Origin of the sequence: Actinomyces israelii (genome assembly GCF_030253495.1) — a bacterium.
Classification (GTDB): Bacteria; Actinomycetota; Actinomycetes; order Actinomycetales; family Actinomycetaceae; genus Actinomyces; species Actinomyces israelii.
The window spans coordinates 3781602-3798698 of sequence record NZ_CP124548.1 but is presented as its reverse complement, the minus strand read 5'-3'; the positions used below and the strand labels follow the sequence as shown (position 1 = coordinate 3798698).

The 17097-nt window shown below is 72.3% G+C and carries 14 protein-coding genes; 10 read left to right on the top strand and 4 right to left on the bottom strand.

Annotation, left to right across the window (positions count from 1 at the left end; translation table 11 throughout):
- Nucleotides 1-54: 54 nt before the first annotated feature.
- The 9 genes from nrdF to AIF0345_RS15740 all read left to right on the top strand — a co-directional run bounded on the left by nrdF (nt 55) and on the right by AIF0345_RS15740 (nt 10599).
- Nucleotides 55-1029, top strand: coding sequence for a class 1b ribonucleoside-diphosphate reductase subunit beta (gene nrdF / locus AIF0345_RS15780; RefSeq protein WP_285296671.1), 975 nt, complete (start codon nt 55-57; stop codon nt 1027-1029).
- 198 nt (nt 1030-1227) lie between these two features.
- Nucleotides 1228-2607, top strand: a complete 1380-nt coding sequence (locus tag AIF0345_RS15775; RefSeq protein WP_052375218.1) for an LssY C-terminal domain-containing protein — start codon at nt 1228-1230, stop codon at nt 2605-2607.
- Between the two features lie 359 nt (nt 2608-2966).
- Nucleotides 2967-4175 (top strand): Fic family protein, encoded by a 1209-nt coding sequence (locus AIF0345_RS15770; RefSeq protein WP_285296670.1) that lies wholly within the window; start codon nt 2967-2969, stop codon nt 4173-4175.
- Nucleotides 4176-4710: 535 nt separating this feature from the next.
- Complete coding sequence (locus AIF0345_RS15765) at nt 4711-5400, top strand: hypothetical protein (RefSeq protein ID WP_285296669.1); 690 nt, start codon at nt 4711-4713, stop codon at nt 5398-5400.
- A 155-nt stretch (nt 5401-5555) separates the two neighbouring features.
- Nucleotides 5556-6509, top strand: a complete 954-nt coding sequence (locus AIF0345_RS15760) for a hypothetical protein (RefSeq protein ID WP_285296668.1) — start codon at nt 5556-5558, stop codon at nt 6507-6509.
- Between the two features lie 535 nt (nt 6510-7044).
- Nucleotides 7045-8553, top strand: a complete 1509-nt coding sequence (locus AIF0345_RS15755; RefSeq protein ID WP_285296667.1) for an amidohydrolase family protein — start codon at nt 7045-7047, stop codon at nt 8551-8553.
- 116 nt (nt 8554-8669) lie between these two features.
- A complete protein-coding gene (locus AIF0345_RS15750; RefSeq protein ID WP_268916868.1) occupies nt 8670-8882 on the top strand; it encodes a hypothetical protein in 213 nt (70 codons plus the stop codon).
- Complete coding sequence (locus AIF0345_RS15745) at nt 8879-9133, top strand: hypothetical protein (protein WP_043564210.1); 255 nt, start codon at nt 8879-8881, stop codon at nt 9131-9133. The genes AIF0345_RS15750 and AIF0345_RS15745 overlap by 4 nt, the downstream gene beginning before the upstream one ends.
- 62 nt (nt 9134-9195) lie before the next feature.
- Nucleotides 9196-10599: an amidohydrolase gene (locus tag AIF0345_RS15740; RefSeq protein ID WP_285296666.1), complete on the top strand. Its 1404-nt coding sequence runs from the start codon at nt 9196-9198 to the stop codon at nt 10597-10599.
- A 68-nt stretch (nt 10600-10667) separates the two neighbouring features.
- Here AIF0345_RS15740 and AIF0345_RS15735 read toward each other — a convergent pair whose 3' ends face one another.
- Together AIF0345_RS15735 and AIF0345_RS16770 are read right to left on the bottom strand one after the other, a co-directional pair.
- Nucleotides 10668-12413 (bottom strand): DUF885 domain-containing protein, encoded by a 1746-nt coding sequence (locus AIF0345_RS15735; protein ID WP_404975952.1) that lies wholly within the window; start codon nt 12411-12413, stop codon nt 10668-10670.
- A gap of 621 nt (nt 12414-13034) precedes the next feature.
- Nucleotides 13035-13139 (bottom strand): ribbon-helix-helix protein, CopG family, encoded by a 105-nt coding sequence (locus tag AIF0345_RS16770; protein WP_353962073.1) that lies wholly within the window; start codon nt 13137-13139, stop codon nt 13035-13037.
- 520 nt (nt 13140-13659) lie between these two features.
- On the opposite strand from AIF0345_RS16770, the gene AIF0345_RS15730 reads away from it, so the two are divergent.
- A complete protein-coding gene (locus AIF0345_RS15730) occupies nt 13660-14322 on the top strand; it encodes an arsenate reductase/protein-tyrosine-phosphatase family protein (protein WP_285296665.1) in 663 nt (220 codons plus the stop codon).
- Between the two features lie 100 nt (nt 14323-14422).
- On the opposite strand, the gene AIF0345_RS15725 is transcribed toward AIF0345_RS15730, so the two are convergent.
- Both AIF0345_RS15725 and AIF0345_RS15720 read right to left on the bottom strand, forming a co-directional pair.
- Nucleotides 14423-15736 carry an alpha/beta hydrolase gene (locus AIF0345_RS15725; protein ID WP_285296664.1) on the bottom strand — a complete coding sequence of 438 codons (1314 nt, stop codon included), beginning with the start codon at nt 15734-15736 and terminating at the stop codon, nt 14423-14425.
- 834 nt (nt 15737-16570) lie between these two features.
- Nucleotides 16571-17068 carry an NTP pyrophosphohydrolase gene (locus AIF0345_RS15720; protein ID WP_285296663.1) on the bottom strand — a complete coding sequence of 166 codons (498 nt, stop codon included), beginning with the start codon at nt 17066-17068 and terminating at the stop codon, nt 16571-16573.
- Nucleotides 17069-17097 lie beyond the last annotated feature (29 nt).

Genomic DNA, 17097 nt, shown 5'->3' with positions numbered 1-17097 from the left:
ACCCGCCGTCGGTAGCATGACGGCGTCAGCCGCACCCGTCCGGGAGGAGCTCCCATGCCCGAGCCCATCAAGCTCATCGACCGCGTCCAGGCCATCAACTGGAACCGCCTCATCGACGACAAGGACCTGGAGGTCTGGGACCGCCTGACCGGCAACTTCTGGCTGCCGGAGAAGGTGCCGCTGTCCAATGACGTCCAGTCCTGGGTCACCCTGACCGAGGCTGAGAAGAACATGACCACCCGCGTCTTCACCGGCCTGACCCTCCTGGACACCATCCAGGGCACGGTGGGAGCCGTCTCGCTCATCCCCGACGCCCGCACCCCCCACGAGGAGGCGGTCTACACCAATATCGCCTTCATGGAGTCGGTGCACGCCCGCTCCTACTCCTCGATCTTCTCCACCCTCATCTCCACCGCCGAGATCGACGAGGCCTTCCGCTGGAGCGAGGAGAACGAGAACCTCCAGCGCAAGGCCCGCATCATCCTCGACTACTACCGCGGCGATGACCCCGAGAAGCGCAAGGTCGCCTCCACCATGCTGGAGTCCTTCCTGTTCTACTCCGGCTTCTACGCCCCCATGTACTGGTCCAGCCACGCCAAGCTGACCAACACGGCGGATCTCATCAGGCTGATCATCAGGGACGAGGCCGTCCACGGCTACTACATCGGCTACAAGTACCAGCTGGCGGTGCGCGAGGCCTCCCCGGACCGCCAGGCCGAGCTCAAGGGCTACACCTTCGATCTGCTCATGGAGCTCTACGACAACGAGGAGCAGTACACCGAGGACCTCTACGACGAGCTGGGACTGAGCGAGGACGTCAAGAAGTTCCTGCGCTACAACGCCAACAAGGCCCTGATGAACCTGGGCTACGAGGCGCTCTTCCCGGCCGACGCCGTGGACGTCAACCCGGCGATCCTGGCCTCCCTGAGCCCCAACGCCGACGAGAACCACGACTTCTTCTCCGGCTCGGGCTCCTCCTACGTCATGGGCACGGCCGAGGCCACCCAGGACGAGGACTGGGACTTCTGAGGGCGACGGCGCCCGGTGCGGCTGAGTCGGCGGCGCCGGGCCGGGGCGCGCTCCGTCGTCGTACGCCTCGCTGAGCGCGCCGCGGCGCCCGCCGCCGGACCCTGGGCCGCCGGGAGAGCTCCCGGGCCGGGAGACCCGCCCCGCCGTCGTGCCCCGGTCTTCCCGCCCGAAGAGCGCTCGCTCTGTAACCTGGCTCCCATGAGCGCCCCTGTGAAGACCCGGCCGCGCCCCACGTCCCCGCCCCTGTACCGGGACGGCGGGGAGAAGGTCAGTCCGGCCCGCTCCCGGACCTGGGGCCTGGACGACGTCGTCGACGCCGTCTTCTTCGCCGTCGCCGCCGCGGCCACCCTGTGGCTGGCCTGGCTGCTCATCGCCTCGGGCTGGCACCTGGAGCCCTGGCTCGTGCTCAACTCGGTCCTGTTCTGGGCGGTGCTGGCCTACCTGGCGATCCCGCGCGTCCACCAGGTCCTCACCTGGCTGTACGTGCCCGACTACTTCATCGGCCGCACCCGCACCCCGGACGGCCTCCTGGGGGACCCGGTCAACCTGGCGGTTCGCGGGGACGAGGACGACATCCACGCGGCCATGCGGGCGGCGGGCTGGACCCGCGCCGACGCGATCACCCCGCGCTCCGCGCTGCGCATCGTCGTCTCCTCCCTGATGCGCCGCTCCTACCCGGCAGCCCCCGTCTCCACCCTCATGCTCTTCGGGCGAGGCCAGGACTTCGCCTACCAGAAGGAGGTCGAGGGCAACCCCTCCCAGCGGCACCACGTGCGCTTCTGGCACACGCCGGGCGGATGGGTCCTGCCCGGGGGCCGCAGCGTGGACTGGCTGGCCGGCGCGACCTACGACCGCTCCGTGGGGCTGAGCGCCCTCACCTTCCAGGTCACCCACAAGATCGACGCCGACATCGACATCGAGCGCAACTTCGTCGTCGACGACGTCCGCTGGGCCAACGCGGCGGCGGGCCTGGGGGTGTGGCCGGACTTCTTCACCGCCTACCACGACAAGAACGGCGGCGGGGACCGGGTGGAGACCGACGGTGACCTCTACGTGCTGGACCTGGACGCCGTCGTCCCGAACTCGGTGCACTCCGTGGAGCTGGCCCGGGCCCGGGCCGCGGACGCCCAGGCGAACCGCCAGCGTCCCTCCCAGCTGCTCGTGGCCCTGGCCCTCATTGTGATGCTGCTGGGGGTGCAGGCGGCCCAGCTCTTCCGCGATCCCGCTGTGGGCACGATGGCCGCCGAGCTCAACCGCGAGGGCGTGCCCGGGGCGACCGAGATCGTCTACGGGTCGCTCAGCGTGATGTCGGCCGGCATGATCGCGGCCGTGGCGGCCCTGGGCGTGGCCGCCTGGCGCGGGCACCCGCGTGGGCGGATCGCCCTTCTCGGGGCGCTGACGCTCTTCGTCCTGGCGGACATGTCCCAGGTGTCCGCCGTCGGGGTGCGGGGGGCGACCTTCTCCCTCATCGTGACCTCGGGCCTGGGTGTCCTGGCCCTCCTGGCGCTGACCGCGCGTCCGGTCCAGCGCTGGGAGCGCTCGCGCAAGGCCGAGCGGCGCGCGCGGCGAGGCCCGTAGCTCGTAGGCGGAGCCGCCCGCTGAGGACTGTGGCCCGACGCCGGTTCCCCCGCCGCCAGGCCCGGGCGTGCCGAGGGCTGCCGGTGCGGTTACGCGCCCCCGTAGCTGCGGGTTGCGCGGCTCCGCCGGCGTTGCGCCACGCCCTGCGGGTGACCCGGCCCGCTCTGTGTCCGCCCTGCCTGCCGCCTGCCCGGCATGCTCTGCCTGCCGCCCGTCCGATCCGCCCAGCCCGCCCGGCCGCAGGGGCGCCTCAAGGGCATGCCGCGTGTGTGACATGCTCGGGTCGGTTTTGCACACAAGCGGCCATTGTGTGCAAAGTTCCCCTTGCGCATGTCATACAACGATCGTTAGGTGACATCGTGGACGTGGAGATGTTCAGGAATCCGTCGATGGGGGAGCCCGCCGGGATCAGCGGGTCGGACCCGTATCTCGGCGACTGGCGTCATTCGGCCTTCATCCCGGCTCCCCTGGGACGGGACGAGCCGCTGCTCTCAGGCGCGACGCATCGGGCCGTCGCGGCGGCCGGGCGGGCGCTTGCGGCCCTGGACGCCACCGCGCGACGCCTCCCGAACCCCTACCTGCTTCGGGCGCCCTCGCTGCGCCGGGAGGCTCAGTCCACCTCGGCGCTCGAGGGGACGTACGCCCCCCTCGGCGAGGTGCTGACAGCCGATGACGACGCCCCCGCATCCGCTGAGATGACGGAGATCCTCAACTATGTCGGCATGGCGCAGCTCGGCTTCGACTGGATGCGCGAGGGGCGACCGCTCACCCTGGGCCTTATCGAGGACCTCCAGGGGCGACTCATGCGCGGAACGCCGCTGGAGGGGGAGTCCGGACGACTGCGCGAGGGGCAGGTCGTCATCGGACGCCGCGACGTGGCGGGGGCGGGGCCTTGGGCGACGCCGGTCGAGGCCGCCAGGTTCGTCCCCGCGCCGCCGGGGGACCAGCTGCGCGCCGGCGTGACTGCTCTCGTCGACTGGCTCGGGGCCGATCACGCCGAGCGCATCGACCCGGTCGTCGTGGCGGGCATGGCCCACTACCAGTTCGAGACGCTTCACCCTTTCCGCGACGGCAACGGGCGGATCGGGCGGTACCTCATTGTGCTGACGCTTCTCGGGACGGGCCTGCTGACGGAGCCGACGCTCACCGTCTCCCCCTGGTTCGAGGCCCGGCGCACCGAGTACTACGACACGCTCCTCGGCGTGAGCACGGACGGCGACTGGGACTCCTTCCTGTCCTTCTTCGCACGCGGTCTCGCCGACGCCGCGACCGGGACCAAGGAGCAGATGCTGGTGCTGGTGTCGGTGCAGGAGAAGCTCCGGGAGCGCGTCCGGACGTCGTCGCTGCGCTCGGCCCGGGCGCTCTCCCTGGTCGATCTCGCCGTGGCCAACCCGTCCTTCACCGTGCGCAGGGTCGAGCGCGAGATGGGCCTGTCCTACGGGCGCGCCAATAGCCTCGTCGGCCAGCTCGCCGACCTCGGCATCCTGAGGATCGTCAACCCCGGCTCCCAGCCGCGCCGCTACACCGCCCGGGAGGCGCTCCGGGTCCTCCTGAGCGGCGGGCGGTGAGTCGGAGCGGATGCTTTTTCGGGCGGCGGCCACTGGCCCGACTGCACGCGCACCGTCGGCCTGCGTCGGCCTGCGGCTGACGGCCGGGGCTCCTGCCCGGTGGCGGCACGCCTCCAAGAGCGACGGGACCGCACTCATCCGGACTGCGCCCGAACCGACTGTTCACGAGCGCAAGAGGATGGGGGCGCTGCGCCGCCGACGGTTCCCCAAGAAGTACCTGCCGTGCAGACGGCGCCTCCAGCGCCTCTCGCCCGGCCTCAGAACGGCGCGCCCTGCGTCGAGATAGACATTTTCGTACGAGGTAGACGGTGACACCGTCTACCTCGTACGAAAATGTCTATCTCGACGAGGTGAGGCGGCGGCCCGGCAGCGGCAGGCCGCGGTCAGCGGTTCCTGGCCGTGGTGGAGGACCTGGGCCGCCGGCGGCGGGCGCCCGCCCCCGGAAGTCTCCCTGGGGACGTCTCCCCATCGCTGTCATGACGCGCATTCAGCACACTTGGCCCTGTCGCCGATCCCACAGAGAACGGAATCCCTTATGCGTACCACCGCGAAGGTCCTCAGTATTGTCGCCGCTGCTGCCTGTGCCGTCGGAGTGTCCGCCTGCGAGGACGAGGTCGTGCAGGCCGGGGGAGGCTCGACCGCTGGGGCCAGTCAGTCTCCAGGCGGCTCGTCCCCGGGGGCGAGCCAGCCTCCCGGCGGCTCGGCCGCTCCCGGCCAGGGGGCGGCGCCGGCCGGGGCCCAGGCGATCGAGCCCATCACCTTCACCGATGGGGCCATCGGCCTGACCGAGACCTGTGACCAGCTCGTGCCGAACTTCGACGCCGCTCAGTACAAGGCGGGCTCCCCGGCCCAGGGCGAGACGATCTACCTGCTGCACTGCACCCTGGACTTCTCGGGCAACGTCTCGTTCGGCTCCGAGACCGGTCAGGCTTTGACCCTCATCGACGACAACAACAAGAATCATCAGGCCCTGCGCAAGTCGTCGGGCGTCGAGGACGACATGAAGCAGGCCGGCCTGGACCCGATCGACTACGACGACTACGGCACCAACCACATCGACGGGTGGTTCGCCTTCGGCGTCCCGGGGAAGGGCGACAAGGCCGACCCCCTGCCCGAGGGCGCCACAACCCTGGCCTACGAGCGGGATGCCGTGACCAGCAAGAGCGACGGCAAGACCTATGAGGCCTACTCGACTCGCACGAAGGTGACGGTCAAGAACGGCTGAGCCGGGCCCCTGAGCGAAAGCCCCGCAGTGCGGCGCCTCCCGGCACGGTCCGGGAGGCGCCGCGCCCGCTCTCGCCCGTCCATCATGTCCGTCCCGCCCGCGCCGAACCTCCTCGGCGCAGCGCCATTGGCGGGCGCGCCCCGTAGGCTGCTGCCATGAGCGAGTACTCCGCGGGGAAGCACAACGCCGGCACCGGTTCTTCCGAGTCACCGCCCCCGGACGCGACCCGTAGCAGAAGCACGGAAACCCGGCGCGCCCGGCGGGCCCGCCACGTCCGGCGCGCCCGTCACGCCGCCGCCCCCGCCCGGGGCCGGCACGCGGCCCCCGAGCACGTCCGCTTCGGGATCCCCTTCAACGGCGCCGTCCCCATCTGGCACGACGACGCCGAGATCACCTGGCACCGGGCCACCGACGGCACCGACTTCGCCACGGTGCTCGGCATGGGCGTCGTTGAGACCGAGCCCGGCCCCTCGACCGCCCCCGAGGGCTGGATCGAGGTCGTGGAGACCGGCACCCTGCTGGCGCCCGGCGCCGATCCCGCCGACGTCGCCGCCGGCGCCGAGTCCGGCCCGATCCTGCGGCTGCGCGCCGAGGCCCCCACCGGGCGTCGCGCCTTCAACGACCCCAGGCGCGGCGCCGCCGTCCCCCTGACGCCTGCGCTGACCGTCGAGGAGGCCATGGGCTCCAGCCCCTCCGACTTCGACATCACCGGCTTCACCGTCCACCTGGCGCGGCTCATGCTGCGCGCCGCCCGCGACGGCGCCATCCTCCTGTTCACTCTGCGCGCCCCGCGCGACCCCGAGCCCCACCACGTGCTGAGCGTGCCCAGCGACGTTGACGGCCCGGACGGCGAACAGGTCATGCACTTCCACCTGGGCACCCTGCTCGAGATGAGGGGCGGCGCGTGGGACCACGCCAATCACGCCGACGGCATGGCCCTGCTGGACCTCGACGTGCCCTACTCCCGGCTGCTGGCCTCCGACCCCAGCGGCGAGCAGGGCTTCGAGACCGAGGGCCTTATCGAGATGGCGCAACCGGTCGCGGATGCTGTGCTCAAGCCGGGCTTCCCCTTCGCACTCGGCAGCTCCTTCCTCATGCCGCGGCGTTGAGCGCGCCGAGCGGTCTACGTGCGCTGGATGATTAACGCCGAGGTGGCAGCCGGGCGTGCTCGGCGTCGAGGGGAGCTCGTCGTGTGTTCCGTCCGGGCGCCCGGACGTGCGGCCCGCTCGCGGTCCCTGCCGGCCTGTCTTGTCGAGATCGGTCGTGTTCCGGCTCGAGGCCGGTTCGCTTCCGCACTGAGACCGGTTCGCGGGGCCGGGTGGCCGTCGGGCGGCTGTCCAGCCGGTTCTTCACGGCCTCCTGAAGACCGGCCCTGACAGGAAAAGGTGGCTCCTACGCGCTTTTAAGGCGCTCACCGTTCCCGGGTGCGGTGAGGATCGGCATGTTTCCGCGGTTTTGTGGCGCGGGCGGGACGGTACGGGCAGCTAAAAGTGCGTAGGAGCCACCTTTTCCGCCCGGCACACCGCCCGAGCCCCCTCGCCGGCGCCCCAGAACGCGTCTTGTCCCAGAACCGGCCCAGACGACTGGCTCCGGGGAGAGCGAGCAGACAGGGCCGGAGGCGCGAGAACCTGCGATCCTGGCGCCATGACCGACCACCCCCTCCCTGCGCCCGGCGAGACCACCGGGTGGATCACCCCTCCCACCGACGGCGGTGAGCGCCTCGACGGCCGCTCCACCGTCCTGGTGACCGCCGACCGCCTCATCACGGGACGCCGCGGTGAGGCGCCCGGCACTCTTGAGGTCATAGGCGACGTCCCCGCCGTCGGACCCGACGGCGAGGGCGCGGGCCCGGCCGAGGACGCCCGGCGCGCCGGCCGCGGGGGAGCGGTGCTCCTGGACCGCAAGCGCATTCTGTTCGCTGGCACCGCCGCCGAGGCGGAGGCCCACCTGGCCCACCCGTCCTCCCGGGCCGACCTGGCCGTTACCGTCCCCGAGCGGATCGTGCGCCTCGACCTGCCCGGCTCCACCCTCATGCCCGGGCTCATCGAGACCCACGACCACCTGCCCACATCCGGCACCGCCGTCGAGTACCCCGACTACGGGCCCCACGAGGTCGCCCGCCTCACCCTCAACGCCGCGCGCTCGGCACGCGAGCTGCTCAGCGTCGGCGTCACCAGCGCCCAGTCCCTGGGGGCGCGGCACTACGTCGATGTGGCCGTGCGCGACGCCATTGACAACGGGGACGTGCGGGGCCCGCGCATTATCGCCTCCGGGCCGCAGATCACCACCACCGGCGGGCACTCCCACCACGCCGGCGCGGAGGTCGACTCCATCGACCAGATCCGCCACGAGGTCCGCCGCCACCACAAGATGGGGGTCGACACCATCAAGGTGATGGCCACTGGCGGCTTCATGACGGGCGGGTCGGCGCCCTGGTTCGCCCAGTTCAGCCAGGACGAGCTTCAGGTGCTCTTCGCCGAGGCGCACCGTCTGGGCAAGTGGACGGCCGCGCACGCCCACGGGACCCAGGGCATTGAGCGGGCGGTGCGCGCGGGCGTCGACCTCGTCGCCCACGCCTCCTTCATCACCGACCGCGGCCGCAGCGAGTTCGATGCGGCCCTGGCCGACGAGATGGCGCGCACCGGCGTGTATGTCGAGTGCACCATGACCGCCGACATGCCGCGGATGCTCCGGCGCGACGACTCCTACGCCCCGCCCGTGCGCCGGCTGTGGGAGCACGGGGTGCGGATCGTCGTCGGGCACGACGCCGGGATCCCCGCGGTTCCGCAGCGCGGCTACGTCGGCGGCCTCGAGGCGCTGGAGTGGGCGGGGCTGCCGCGCACCGAGGTGATTCTCGCGGCGACGTCTCGGGCGGCCGCCGCCATCGGGTGCGCGGGCGTGACCGGGGTGCTGGCGGAGGGCTTCGAGGCCGACCTCATTGCGGTCGCGGGCGACCCGCGCGAGGACCTGGCGGTCCTGCGCGACCTGCGCCTGGTGGTGACGCGGGGGCGCGAGTTCGTGCCCGACCGGCTCGAGGGCGTGCCCGTGCTGGTGGACGACTCCCTGGGCGGGCTGGGGCCGATCGGTCCCGCCGCCACCCTGGGGGTGTGGCGCGCCCGCGCCGAGCGGCGCCGGGCCCACCCCCGAGTATGAGGCCGGGGGCGCCCCGGCCCCGCCGCGGCCGACGACGCGGGGCGGCGTGAGCCTGTCCGGCGCCGGAAAGCGGCGAGGCTCCGCCGATATAACGTTTTGACAACTACAGTGACCGAATGGGGTATCAGCGGAGAGCCTTCAGGCACGGCGTCCATCGCGAGGACATTGAGCAGGCGCTCTCCCATCCCCGCGAGGTGCACTACCACGACGGCTATGTCATGGTTCTCGGCTCGGACCGGCTCGGCGACCTCCTCGAGGTCGCGGTCGACGAGGCGGGCCAGGTGTTCCACGCGATGAGAGCTCGATCGAAGTACTCCAGGAGGCGATGACCGTGCGAAGCGTCAAGGAGATGCTCCGGGAGGTCGAGCAGACCAATGACGGGCAGGGCCCCGACGTGGCGGCGTGGACGAGCGACCCCTGCCTCATGGACATCACGCTGGCCCAGCTCCGCCTGGCCGCGGCCGAGGCCGACCTCGACGCGGCCGTCGCGCGCGCCCGGGACAGCGGGCGCTCCTGGCAGCAGATCGGCGACATCCTGGGCATGACCCAGCGGGGCGCGAGCAAGAGGCTGAGCACCTGAGCGGCGGCTCCCGGCGCCGCCCGTGCGCAGCGGCGCCGCCCGCCGAGGGGCATGATGGCCCCATGCGTGATCTTTCCCGTCCCACTGAGCCCTGTCGTGCTGTTCAGGAGCGGATGGCCGCCGAGGCTGCCGCGCGCGCCGGGGCTGCGGCCCCCGCCGCCGCCCTGGGGGAGGACGACGGCGCCCCGGCTGCTCTGCGCGAGGCGCTGGCCGACGTCGTCGCCGGGCTCGCCCCGCAGGTCGTCGCCCTCTCCCACGACATCCACGTCCACCCGGAGGTCGGCTACCGCGAGCACCACGCTGTGGCCGCGGTCGCCGACATCCTGCGCGCCCACGGCCTGGAGGCCGAGGTCGGGGTCTACGGCATGGACACGGCCCTGCGCGCGGCGATCGGCCCGGGCGCCCCGGACGACGACAGTCCCGGCGCCCCGGACGGCGCCGGTCCGGACGCCGTCTCCGGCGCCCCCACCATCGCCATTCTCGCCGAGTACGACGCGCTGCCCGGAATCGGCCACGCCTGCGGCCACAACGTCATGTGCGCCAGCTCCGTGGGCGCCTTCCTGGCCCTGGCGGCCCTCGCGCGGCGCACGGCGGACGCCCTGCCCGGCCGCGTCGTCCTCCAGACGACTCCGGCCGAGGAGCCCGACACCGCCAAGGAGCGCCTGGCCCTGGCCGGCATGCTCGACGGCGTCGACGCCGCCATCCAGACCCACTCCTACGCCCACGACGTCGCCGACCAGACCTGGCTGGGCGTGCGCCGTATCCGCGCCGTCTTCACCGGCGTGCCCGCCCACGCCGCCTCCCAGCCCTTCATGGGGCGCAACGCCCTGGACGCGGCCGCCCTCGTCCTGAACGGGATCGGCCTGCTGCGCCAGCAGATCCTGCCCATGGACCGGCTCCACGCCGTCGTCGTCGATGGCGGCCGGGTCCCCAACGTCATTCCCGAGCGCGCCGAGCTGAACCTCTTCGTGCGCTCGAAGTACCCCGAGACCCTCAAGGACCTGGTGGGGCGCGTGGAGGACGTCCTGCGCGGCGCCGCGCTCATGACCGGCACCGGCCTGGAGATCATCACCCCGCCCTACACCAATGAGATGCCGGTGCGCGCCAACGGGCCACTGACCGCCGCCTGGGTCCGCTCCCAGCGCGAGCGCGGCCGCGACCCACTGCCCTTCGGCGTCGTGCCCGAGACGATCGCGGCGGGCACCGACTTCGGCAACGTCTCCCAGCGCGTGCCCGGTATCCACCCGCTCATCAAGGTCACCGACCGCGCCGACGTCGCCCTCCACACCCGCGAGATGGCGCGGGCCGCCGGCTCGCCGACCGGGGACGCGGCCGCCGTCGACGGCGCCTACGGGCTGGCGGCGGTCGCTCTGGACTGGCTGCACGACGCCGACTTCCGCGCCGCCGCGCGCGCCGACTTCGAGGCCACCGGCGGCGCCGTCGACGTCGAGCACTTCTGGGACTGAACCGATCTCGACTCGGAAGTGAACCGATCTCGGCGAAGAGGGGGCCGCGGGTCCGCCGCGGGGCCCAGTCAGGCGAGGGCCCCGCGCAGGACGTCCAGCCCCACGCTGCCCAGGCGCAGCGCCCGGGTGTGGAAGTCCTTCAGGCTCGTCCCGCCCGCGAGCGCGCCGTCCCGCGCCTCCTCCCACAGCCGCTGGCCCACCGCGTAGGACGGCGCCTGCCCCGGCCACCCCAGGTAGCGGTCCAGCTCGAAGCGCAGGAAGGGCTCGTCCATCGCCACGTTGTGCCGCAGGAACGCCCAGGCGCTGCCCGCATCCCAGACGCCCTCGCCCACGCCGGGCAGGTCCGCCAGCTCGGCCGGCCGCTCCTTGCCCAGGTGCACCCCGATGTCGAGAACGACCCGCGCCGCGCGCAGCCGCTGGGAGTCGAGCATGCCCATGCGGTCGCCCGGGTCGTCCTGGAACCCCAGGTCCGCCATGAGCTTCTCGGCGTACAGGGCCCAGCCCTCGCCGTGCCCGCTCACCCAGCAGGCCAGGCGGCGCCAGGAGTTGAGCTCGTCGCGCAGGTGGGTCTGCATGCCGACCTGCAGGTGGTGGCCGGGCACGCCCTCGTGGAAGACGGTGGTGCGCTCCTGCCAGGTGGCGAAGTCCTCTGTGCCCGCCGGCACCGACCACCACATGCGGCCCGGTCGGGAGAAGTCGTCGCTCGGGCCGGTGTAGTAGATGCCGCCGGTGGACGACGGCGCGATGCGGCACTCCAGGGTGCGCAGCGGGGCGGGGATGTCGAAGTGGACGCCGTCGAGGGCCGCCATCGCCGCGTCGGAGGTGGCCTGCATCCACTCCTGCAGCGCCCGCGTCCCGTGGACCGTGCGCGCGGGGTCGGCGTTGAGCCGGTCCAGGGCCTCGCGCACGCCCACCCCGGGCCCGTAGAGCCGCTCGGCGATCGCCCGCTGCTCGGCGTCGATGGCGGCCAGGCGCTCCCGGCCCCACTCGTAGGTCTCGTCCAGGTCGACGACGGCGCCCAGGAAGTCCCGGCTGAAGCGCTCGTAGCGCTCGCGGCCCACGGCGTCGCGGTCGCCGGCGTGAGGCAGGATCTCGGCGACCAGCACGTCCGCGATCCGGGAGAAGCCCTCCCGGGCGGTGGCGGCGGCGGTGCGCAGCTCCTCGGCCAGGGGCGCCGGGATCGGTGCGCCGTCGGCGGTGGCGGCGCCGTCGACGAGCGCCGTGTAGGAGCTCGTGGCCTGCGCGGCCTGGTCGCGCGCCTGGGAGATGGCGGCCTCGACCTGGCGGCGCGCCGCGACGTCGCCGCGGGCGAGCGCCAGGCGCAGGCTCTGGGCGTACTGGGTCAGCGCTCGTGGGACATCGCGCAGGGCGGAGGCGAAGTCCGCCCAGTCCTCCTCGGTGCCGGTGGGCAGGTTGTCGAAGCCGTCGCGCAGCGACTGCACCGGGGAGGCGATGTTGTTGAGGCTGCGCAGTCTCTCGCCGGCGTCGGCGAGCTCCACGCCCACTGTGAGGCGCTCGCGCATGGCGGCGACGGTGACGCGGTCGACGTCGTCGGCGGGGGCGGCGGCCTCCAGCTCGCGCAGGGTCGAGCGGTCGAGCTCGCTCAGGGCGGCCAGGCCCTCGGGGGAGTAGTCGTCGAGCTCGCCGCGGCGACCGGGCAGGCCGTTGTAGACGGCGAACTCCGGGGAGAGGTCGGCCAGGTGCGCGACGTAGCGTTCGGCGATGGTGTCGACGGCGGTGGCGGGGCGGGCGGCGTTGGGGCGGGTCTCGCCGGCCTCAACGGGCCCGGCGGATTCTGCGGAGGAGCGGGTCACGGGCCGAGCCTAGATGATTGATTCCGGGCTGGGCGCGGGACGGGTCGGGCCGTCAATGCCGATGGCGGTCCGCAGCCCTCGCGTGTCCCGGCGTCCGGTCCCGCAGATTCTTCGTCGAGCTCGGTTCGTCTCCACGCCGGCACCGGCCCGAAGGGTCCGCCGCACGCCCTCCCGGTTGGCACCGCCCGCGACCACAGCCACGAACCTACGGCCGCCAACCGGCCGCACCACCAGACGCCAGAGCCGCTCCAGACCCTGTCATGAAGATCGTTCGAGTCAGCGGCCGATGTCGGCGATGCGTGCGGCGGTCCACACGGCCGGCGAGCCGCATGCGGCGAGACCGCGGTGGTGCCCGGTGGTGGTTGGGGCTGCGCTCTACAGCGCCTTCCATGGCCCCACTGCTTCCATCGAAAGAGATGCTCCCCGGCGGCACGGCCACGAGGACCGGACAGAACCAGCACCCCCGGAGTCGCTCATCTAGTGTCCCGGCGCTTACTACGCTCCTTTGTTCCTTACTACGCTCCTTTTCCTCGTACAGTAAGGAACAAAGGAGCGTAGTAAGCGAGTCGGGCGCCCGTGCTCGGATGCTGCGCCCCAGCAGGGCCGGCTGCGCGGGCCGGTTCAGGATGCGAGGTACTGCGTGAGGGCGTCGCGCATGATCTCGCTGGCTGTGCGCTGCTCGGCATCGATGCGGGCCTGAAGCGCTGCGTCCAGGTCTTCCGGCAGACGGACCTGTCGCTTGGGCGAGCGGCCGGTGCCATGTGTCCCGTTTCCAGGTTGTAGGACGCAGATACAGAACGTGGAGCAGGCATATGGTGCCGGGTCGGCGACGGTGAATGAGGACCTCCAGCATCTGCCCGTCGCGCGCCGGACCCCTATCAGATCAACAGCCTCCCCGGCCTATCCCATGCTTTATCAAAGCGTTCGAGGAGCAGGACCGGTTGTGCGGCGCGTGCAGGCCGTCCGCAATCGGATAGTGCTTCTCGGCGCTGCACGTCCTCTCAACTGCCACGAGATTATGGTGGTCCCGAGCTCTCCGGTTCGGTAGTTCCACCGTGCGCGGGCGCTCGTCGGTAGGCGACGACGAGGAGTCGGGCCGGCCTGTCGCTCTCCCGGGTAGGGGCTGGGGGCATCTTCCAGTCTGTCTGGAGCAGGACCGGTGAGGGCAATCGCGGCCGGGGCGCCGATGAAAGAGCTCAGGATGACTCCCTGTTGAAGGCCGGGCCCGGCTTGCCAGACCCGCTCCATGAGCGAGACCCTGGCCCGCATGCCCACCACCATCGCGCCCTCCGACCTGCCTGCGCCCCACGACCCCGACCTCCCCTACGCGATCTCCATGGTCTGCACCGGCAACATCTGCCGCTCGGCCATGGCCGAGGTGGTGCTCATCGACCGCCTCGCCGCAGCCGGCGTCCCCGCCTGCGGGCCCACCGGCGTCGTCGTGACCTCCGCCGGGGTCTCCGACGAGGAGCACGGCAACCCCATCGACCGCCGCGCGCGCCGTCTCCTGGCCGAGCGCGGCTACGGCTCCGGGGGCGACGCCGCTGCGCGCGCGGCCGCCGTCGCCATCCGCGACCACGCCGCCCACCGGATCGGCGACGCCGAGCTCGCCGGCGCCGACCTGGTGCTGGCCATGACCTCGGCCCACCGCCGCGAGCTGCTGCGCCGAGCCGAGCGCCTCGGCGTCGACGCCGACCGCATCCGCATGTTCCGCGAGCTCGACCCGGCCGTCGCCGGGGACGAGCGGCACTGGGCCGCCGTCGGTGCCCGCACGCACCACGGGCTGGACGTGCCCGACCCCTGGTACGGGACGATGGAGGACTTCGTCAAGACCCTGGAGGTCGTCGAGCGCGTGTGCAACGCCCTCGTCCCGGCGCTGGCGGAGCTGTCGGCGCAGCGGCGGCGCTGAGAGGGCGGGGCCAGGCCGCTGGGGCAGGCCGCGGGCCGCCCCGCTGCTGGGCTGCCCGTCTGTGCCGCCTGGGCCTCCGCCGACAGGCCGCCACCCGCCTCTACCTCAGGCGCCCGGTCTGCCTCAGGCGCTCGGCCAGTCCCAGGCGGCCGGCCAGCCACCCGGTCACGGTCGCCAAGTACTCCTCGCGCGCCGGTGGGGGCGAGAGCGCCAGGTCGTGCACCCCGCCCGGGATCTGCCGGATGGTGACGTCGGTCCCGAGGAAGGCCGCGCGCTCGACGATCTGCTCCACCGACAGCACGACGTCGCTGTGGCGAGCCTCCTCGTCACTGGCCTCGGGGCCGTTCGACGCCGTCGAGCAGCACACGAGCACGGGCACCCTGATGCCCAGCCCGTGGCGCACCTCCCGCTGGAGCCGGCGGATCCCCGCCAGGAACCCCGCGCGCACCGGGAAGGACGGCGAGGGCTTGAGCCTCAGGTCCCAGTCCCACTCGCCGCCCCAGCGCCGGTGCAGGGACCGCACGTACAGGTCCGGCTCGGCCGTCTCGGGGTCGGTCCCCACCGCGGTCCCGGCGCTGGGGACCGTGCCCTGCGCGCCTCCCGGGCTCGCGGCCCTGGCGGCCAGGCGCTTGCGGGCCCTGACCTCCGCCGGGTTGTCGATGACCCGCTCCGGGCGGCGGCGCGAGAGCACGTCGACGTAGGCCGACCCGTAGGAGCGCATGAGCCCGGAGGCGTTCAGCTGCAGCCAGGGGGAGTTGAGCGTGACAGCCTCCACGCTGTCGGGGTGGTCCGCCGCCCAGATGACCGCCTGCAGCCCGCCTGTGGAGTGGCCGTTGAGGACGACGACGTCGTGCCTGTGCTCGGAGCGGATGATTCGCAGCGCCTCGCCGATCTCCTCGTCGTGGACGCGCAGATCGCGCACGTCGTGCGGCGAGGGGTGGCCCACGCCCGCCCGCCCGCAGGTGCGCAGGTCCAGAGCGTAGAACTCGTAGCCGGCCGACAGGAAGGCGTCGGCCAGGTGGGTCTGGAAGAAGTAGTCGTTGCGGCCGTGGAGGTAGAGCACGGCCCGCTTGTGGCGCGGCGTCCCTGCGGTGCCGGCAGGAGTGGCGGGAACGGCAGGAATGGCCCCGCGCTGGTGGACCAGGACGGCGTGGTCCGCTCCGGGAGCCGCGTCCTCATCGGGGACGACGTCGATGCGCCGGGCCACCCACGGCTCTCCCAGGATGTCCGTGGTCAGGGGGGCTGGTGTGTCCGGTGTGGTCGTGTCAGGCGCATGTGGTCGGGCGGGTGCGGCGGCTGGCGTGGCCGGGGCTGCTGTGGAGGCTGTGGAGGCCGGCGTGAGTGATGAGGCGGGTGGCGCGGGTCTAGCGGGCCCGGTGGGTTCGACGGGCCCGGTGGGGGTGGTCTCGGTCATGAGAGGCATCCTGGCACGGTCCGGGCTGCGAGGCGTGCAGGCGGTGTCTTGAGCGCCTCGCGCGGGCGAGGCGGCCCCCGTGGTGACCGGCGGCCCCGGCTCGGACCTGTTCGGCGCCTCGCGCGGGCGAGGCGGCCCTCTTGAGGATGCCGACCCGTGGCAGGCGCATTTTGCCCCGTCATGTGTCCTTACGTGGCGCGAGCCGGGGTCGCACGGATTGCGGAGAAGAGGAAATGCCTGCGCGGGCTGGACCGACGTGAGCGAGGATCGACAGCCTGGTGCACCGACTGGGCGCTCACTGGCTGTTCGCCGGCCTCGCACTCGTAACGTCTACCCGGGCGCCCTGCCCATTCGAAGACGGCGCAATCATCGGTCTCGCAGGCGTAACGCCCACCGGTTCGCCGGCATTGTCGGACGCGCTTGCGGGTCCGGTGTGTCTTCGTCTGTGACGCTCACTGGTTCGCTGGCATTGTTGCCCGTACTCGCTTCGCGCGGTGCGCCCTGGCCCGCGCAGACAGAGCGGGCACGCTGGGCCGCCGCCTGCCGGGCAGGACCGAGAGCGGACTTTTGCAGGGCGCCGTTGGAGCGGGCCAGGACCGTTGCGCACCACCAGCACGCGTCATGGTCGTCCGGCGCAGTGCGTGCGCCCGGGGATGTGGCATTCCAGCCCGCGGGAGCGCTTCCGTTCGGGTGGATCCGTGTGAGGCCACCTCGCAGCGCATGGGCGCGGATCGCCCCTTGAGTCACATGTCCGCACTCGGGCGGCCTCCGCCAACGGGCTGTTGCGCCGCGTCGGGCGGGTCGTGGCCGCACGAGCGCCGGGCTTACCTGGTTCTAGATGGTGATGCGGCGCAGGAGGGTGGGTGGTGGGATCTGGCCGGTGAGGATGTAGGCGCGGAAGACGGGGACGGCCTGCTGGCCGGTGAAGACCTCCTCGGGGTGGACGTGGGTGGTGAAGGGCTCGTCACCCCCGTTGTTCCAGCTCAGCGGCACCCACGCGTCCGGGTCGCGGACTGGTTCGCGGGCCACCACGTAGTGCGCGTAACCGCTCACAGGGTCCGGGACGCGGACCTCGATCGTCATGCCCCGGTTGGAGCCCCCCGCCTGCATATAGAAATTGCTCTGCTCAGCCTCGGGAACGTCGTCGGGGAAATCACAGCCCTCCGGAAGAGCCCACACGCCCAGGGCGAAGCGTTTTTCCCCTGTGAGGAAGCGAGGGGCCGTCAGCCAGCGCGACATCTCGTCCGCGATCTTCTCCGGAGTCTGTGGAAGGGTGAAAATGTCCGAGCGTCCTGTTTTTGAACTGATTGTCCATGTGGCTAGCCTTCTCATTCTGATCTCCTTGTCGCGCGTTGGTTGGT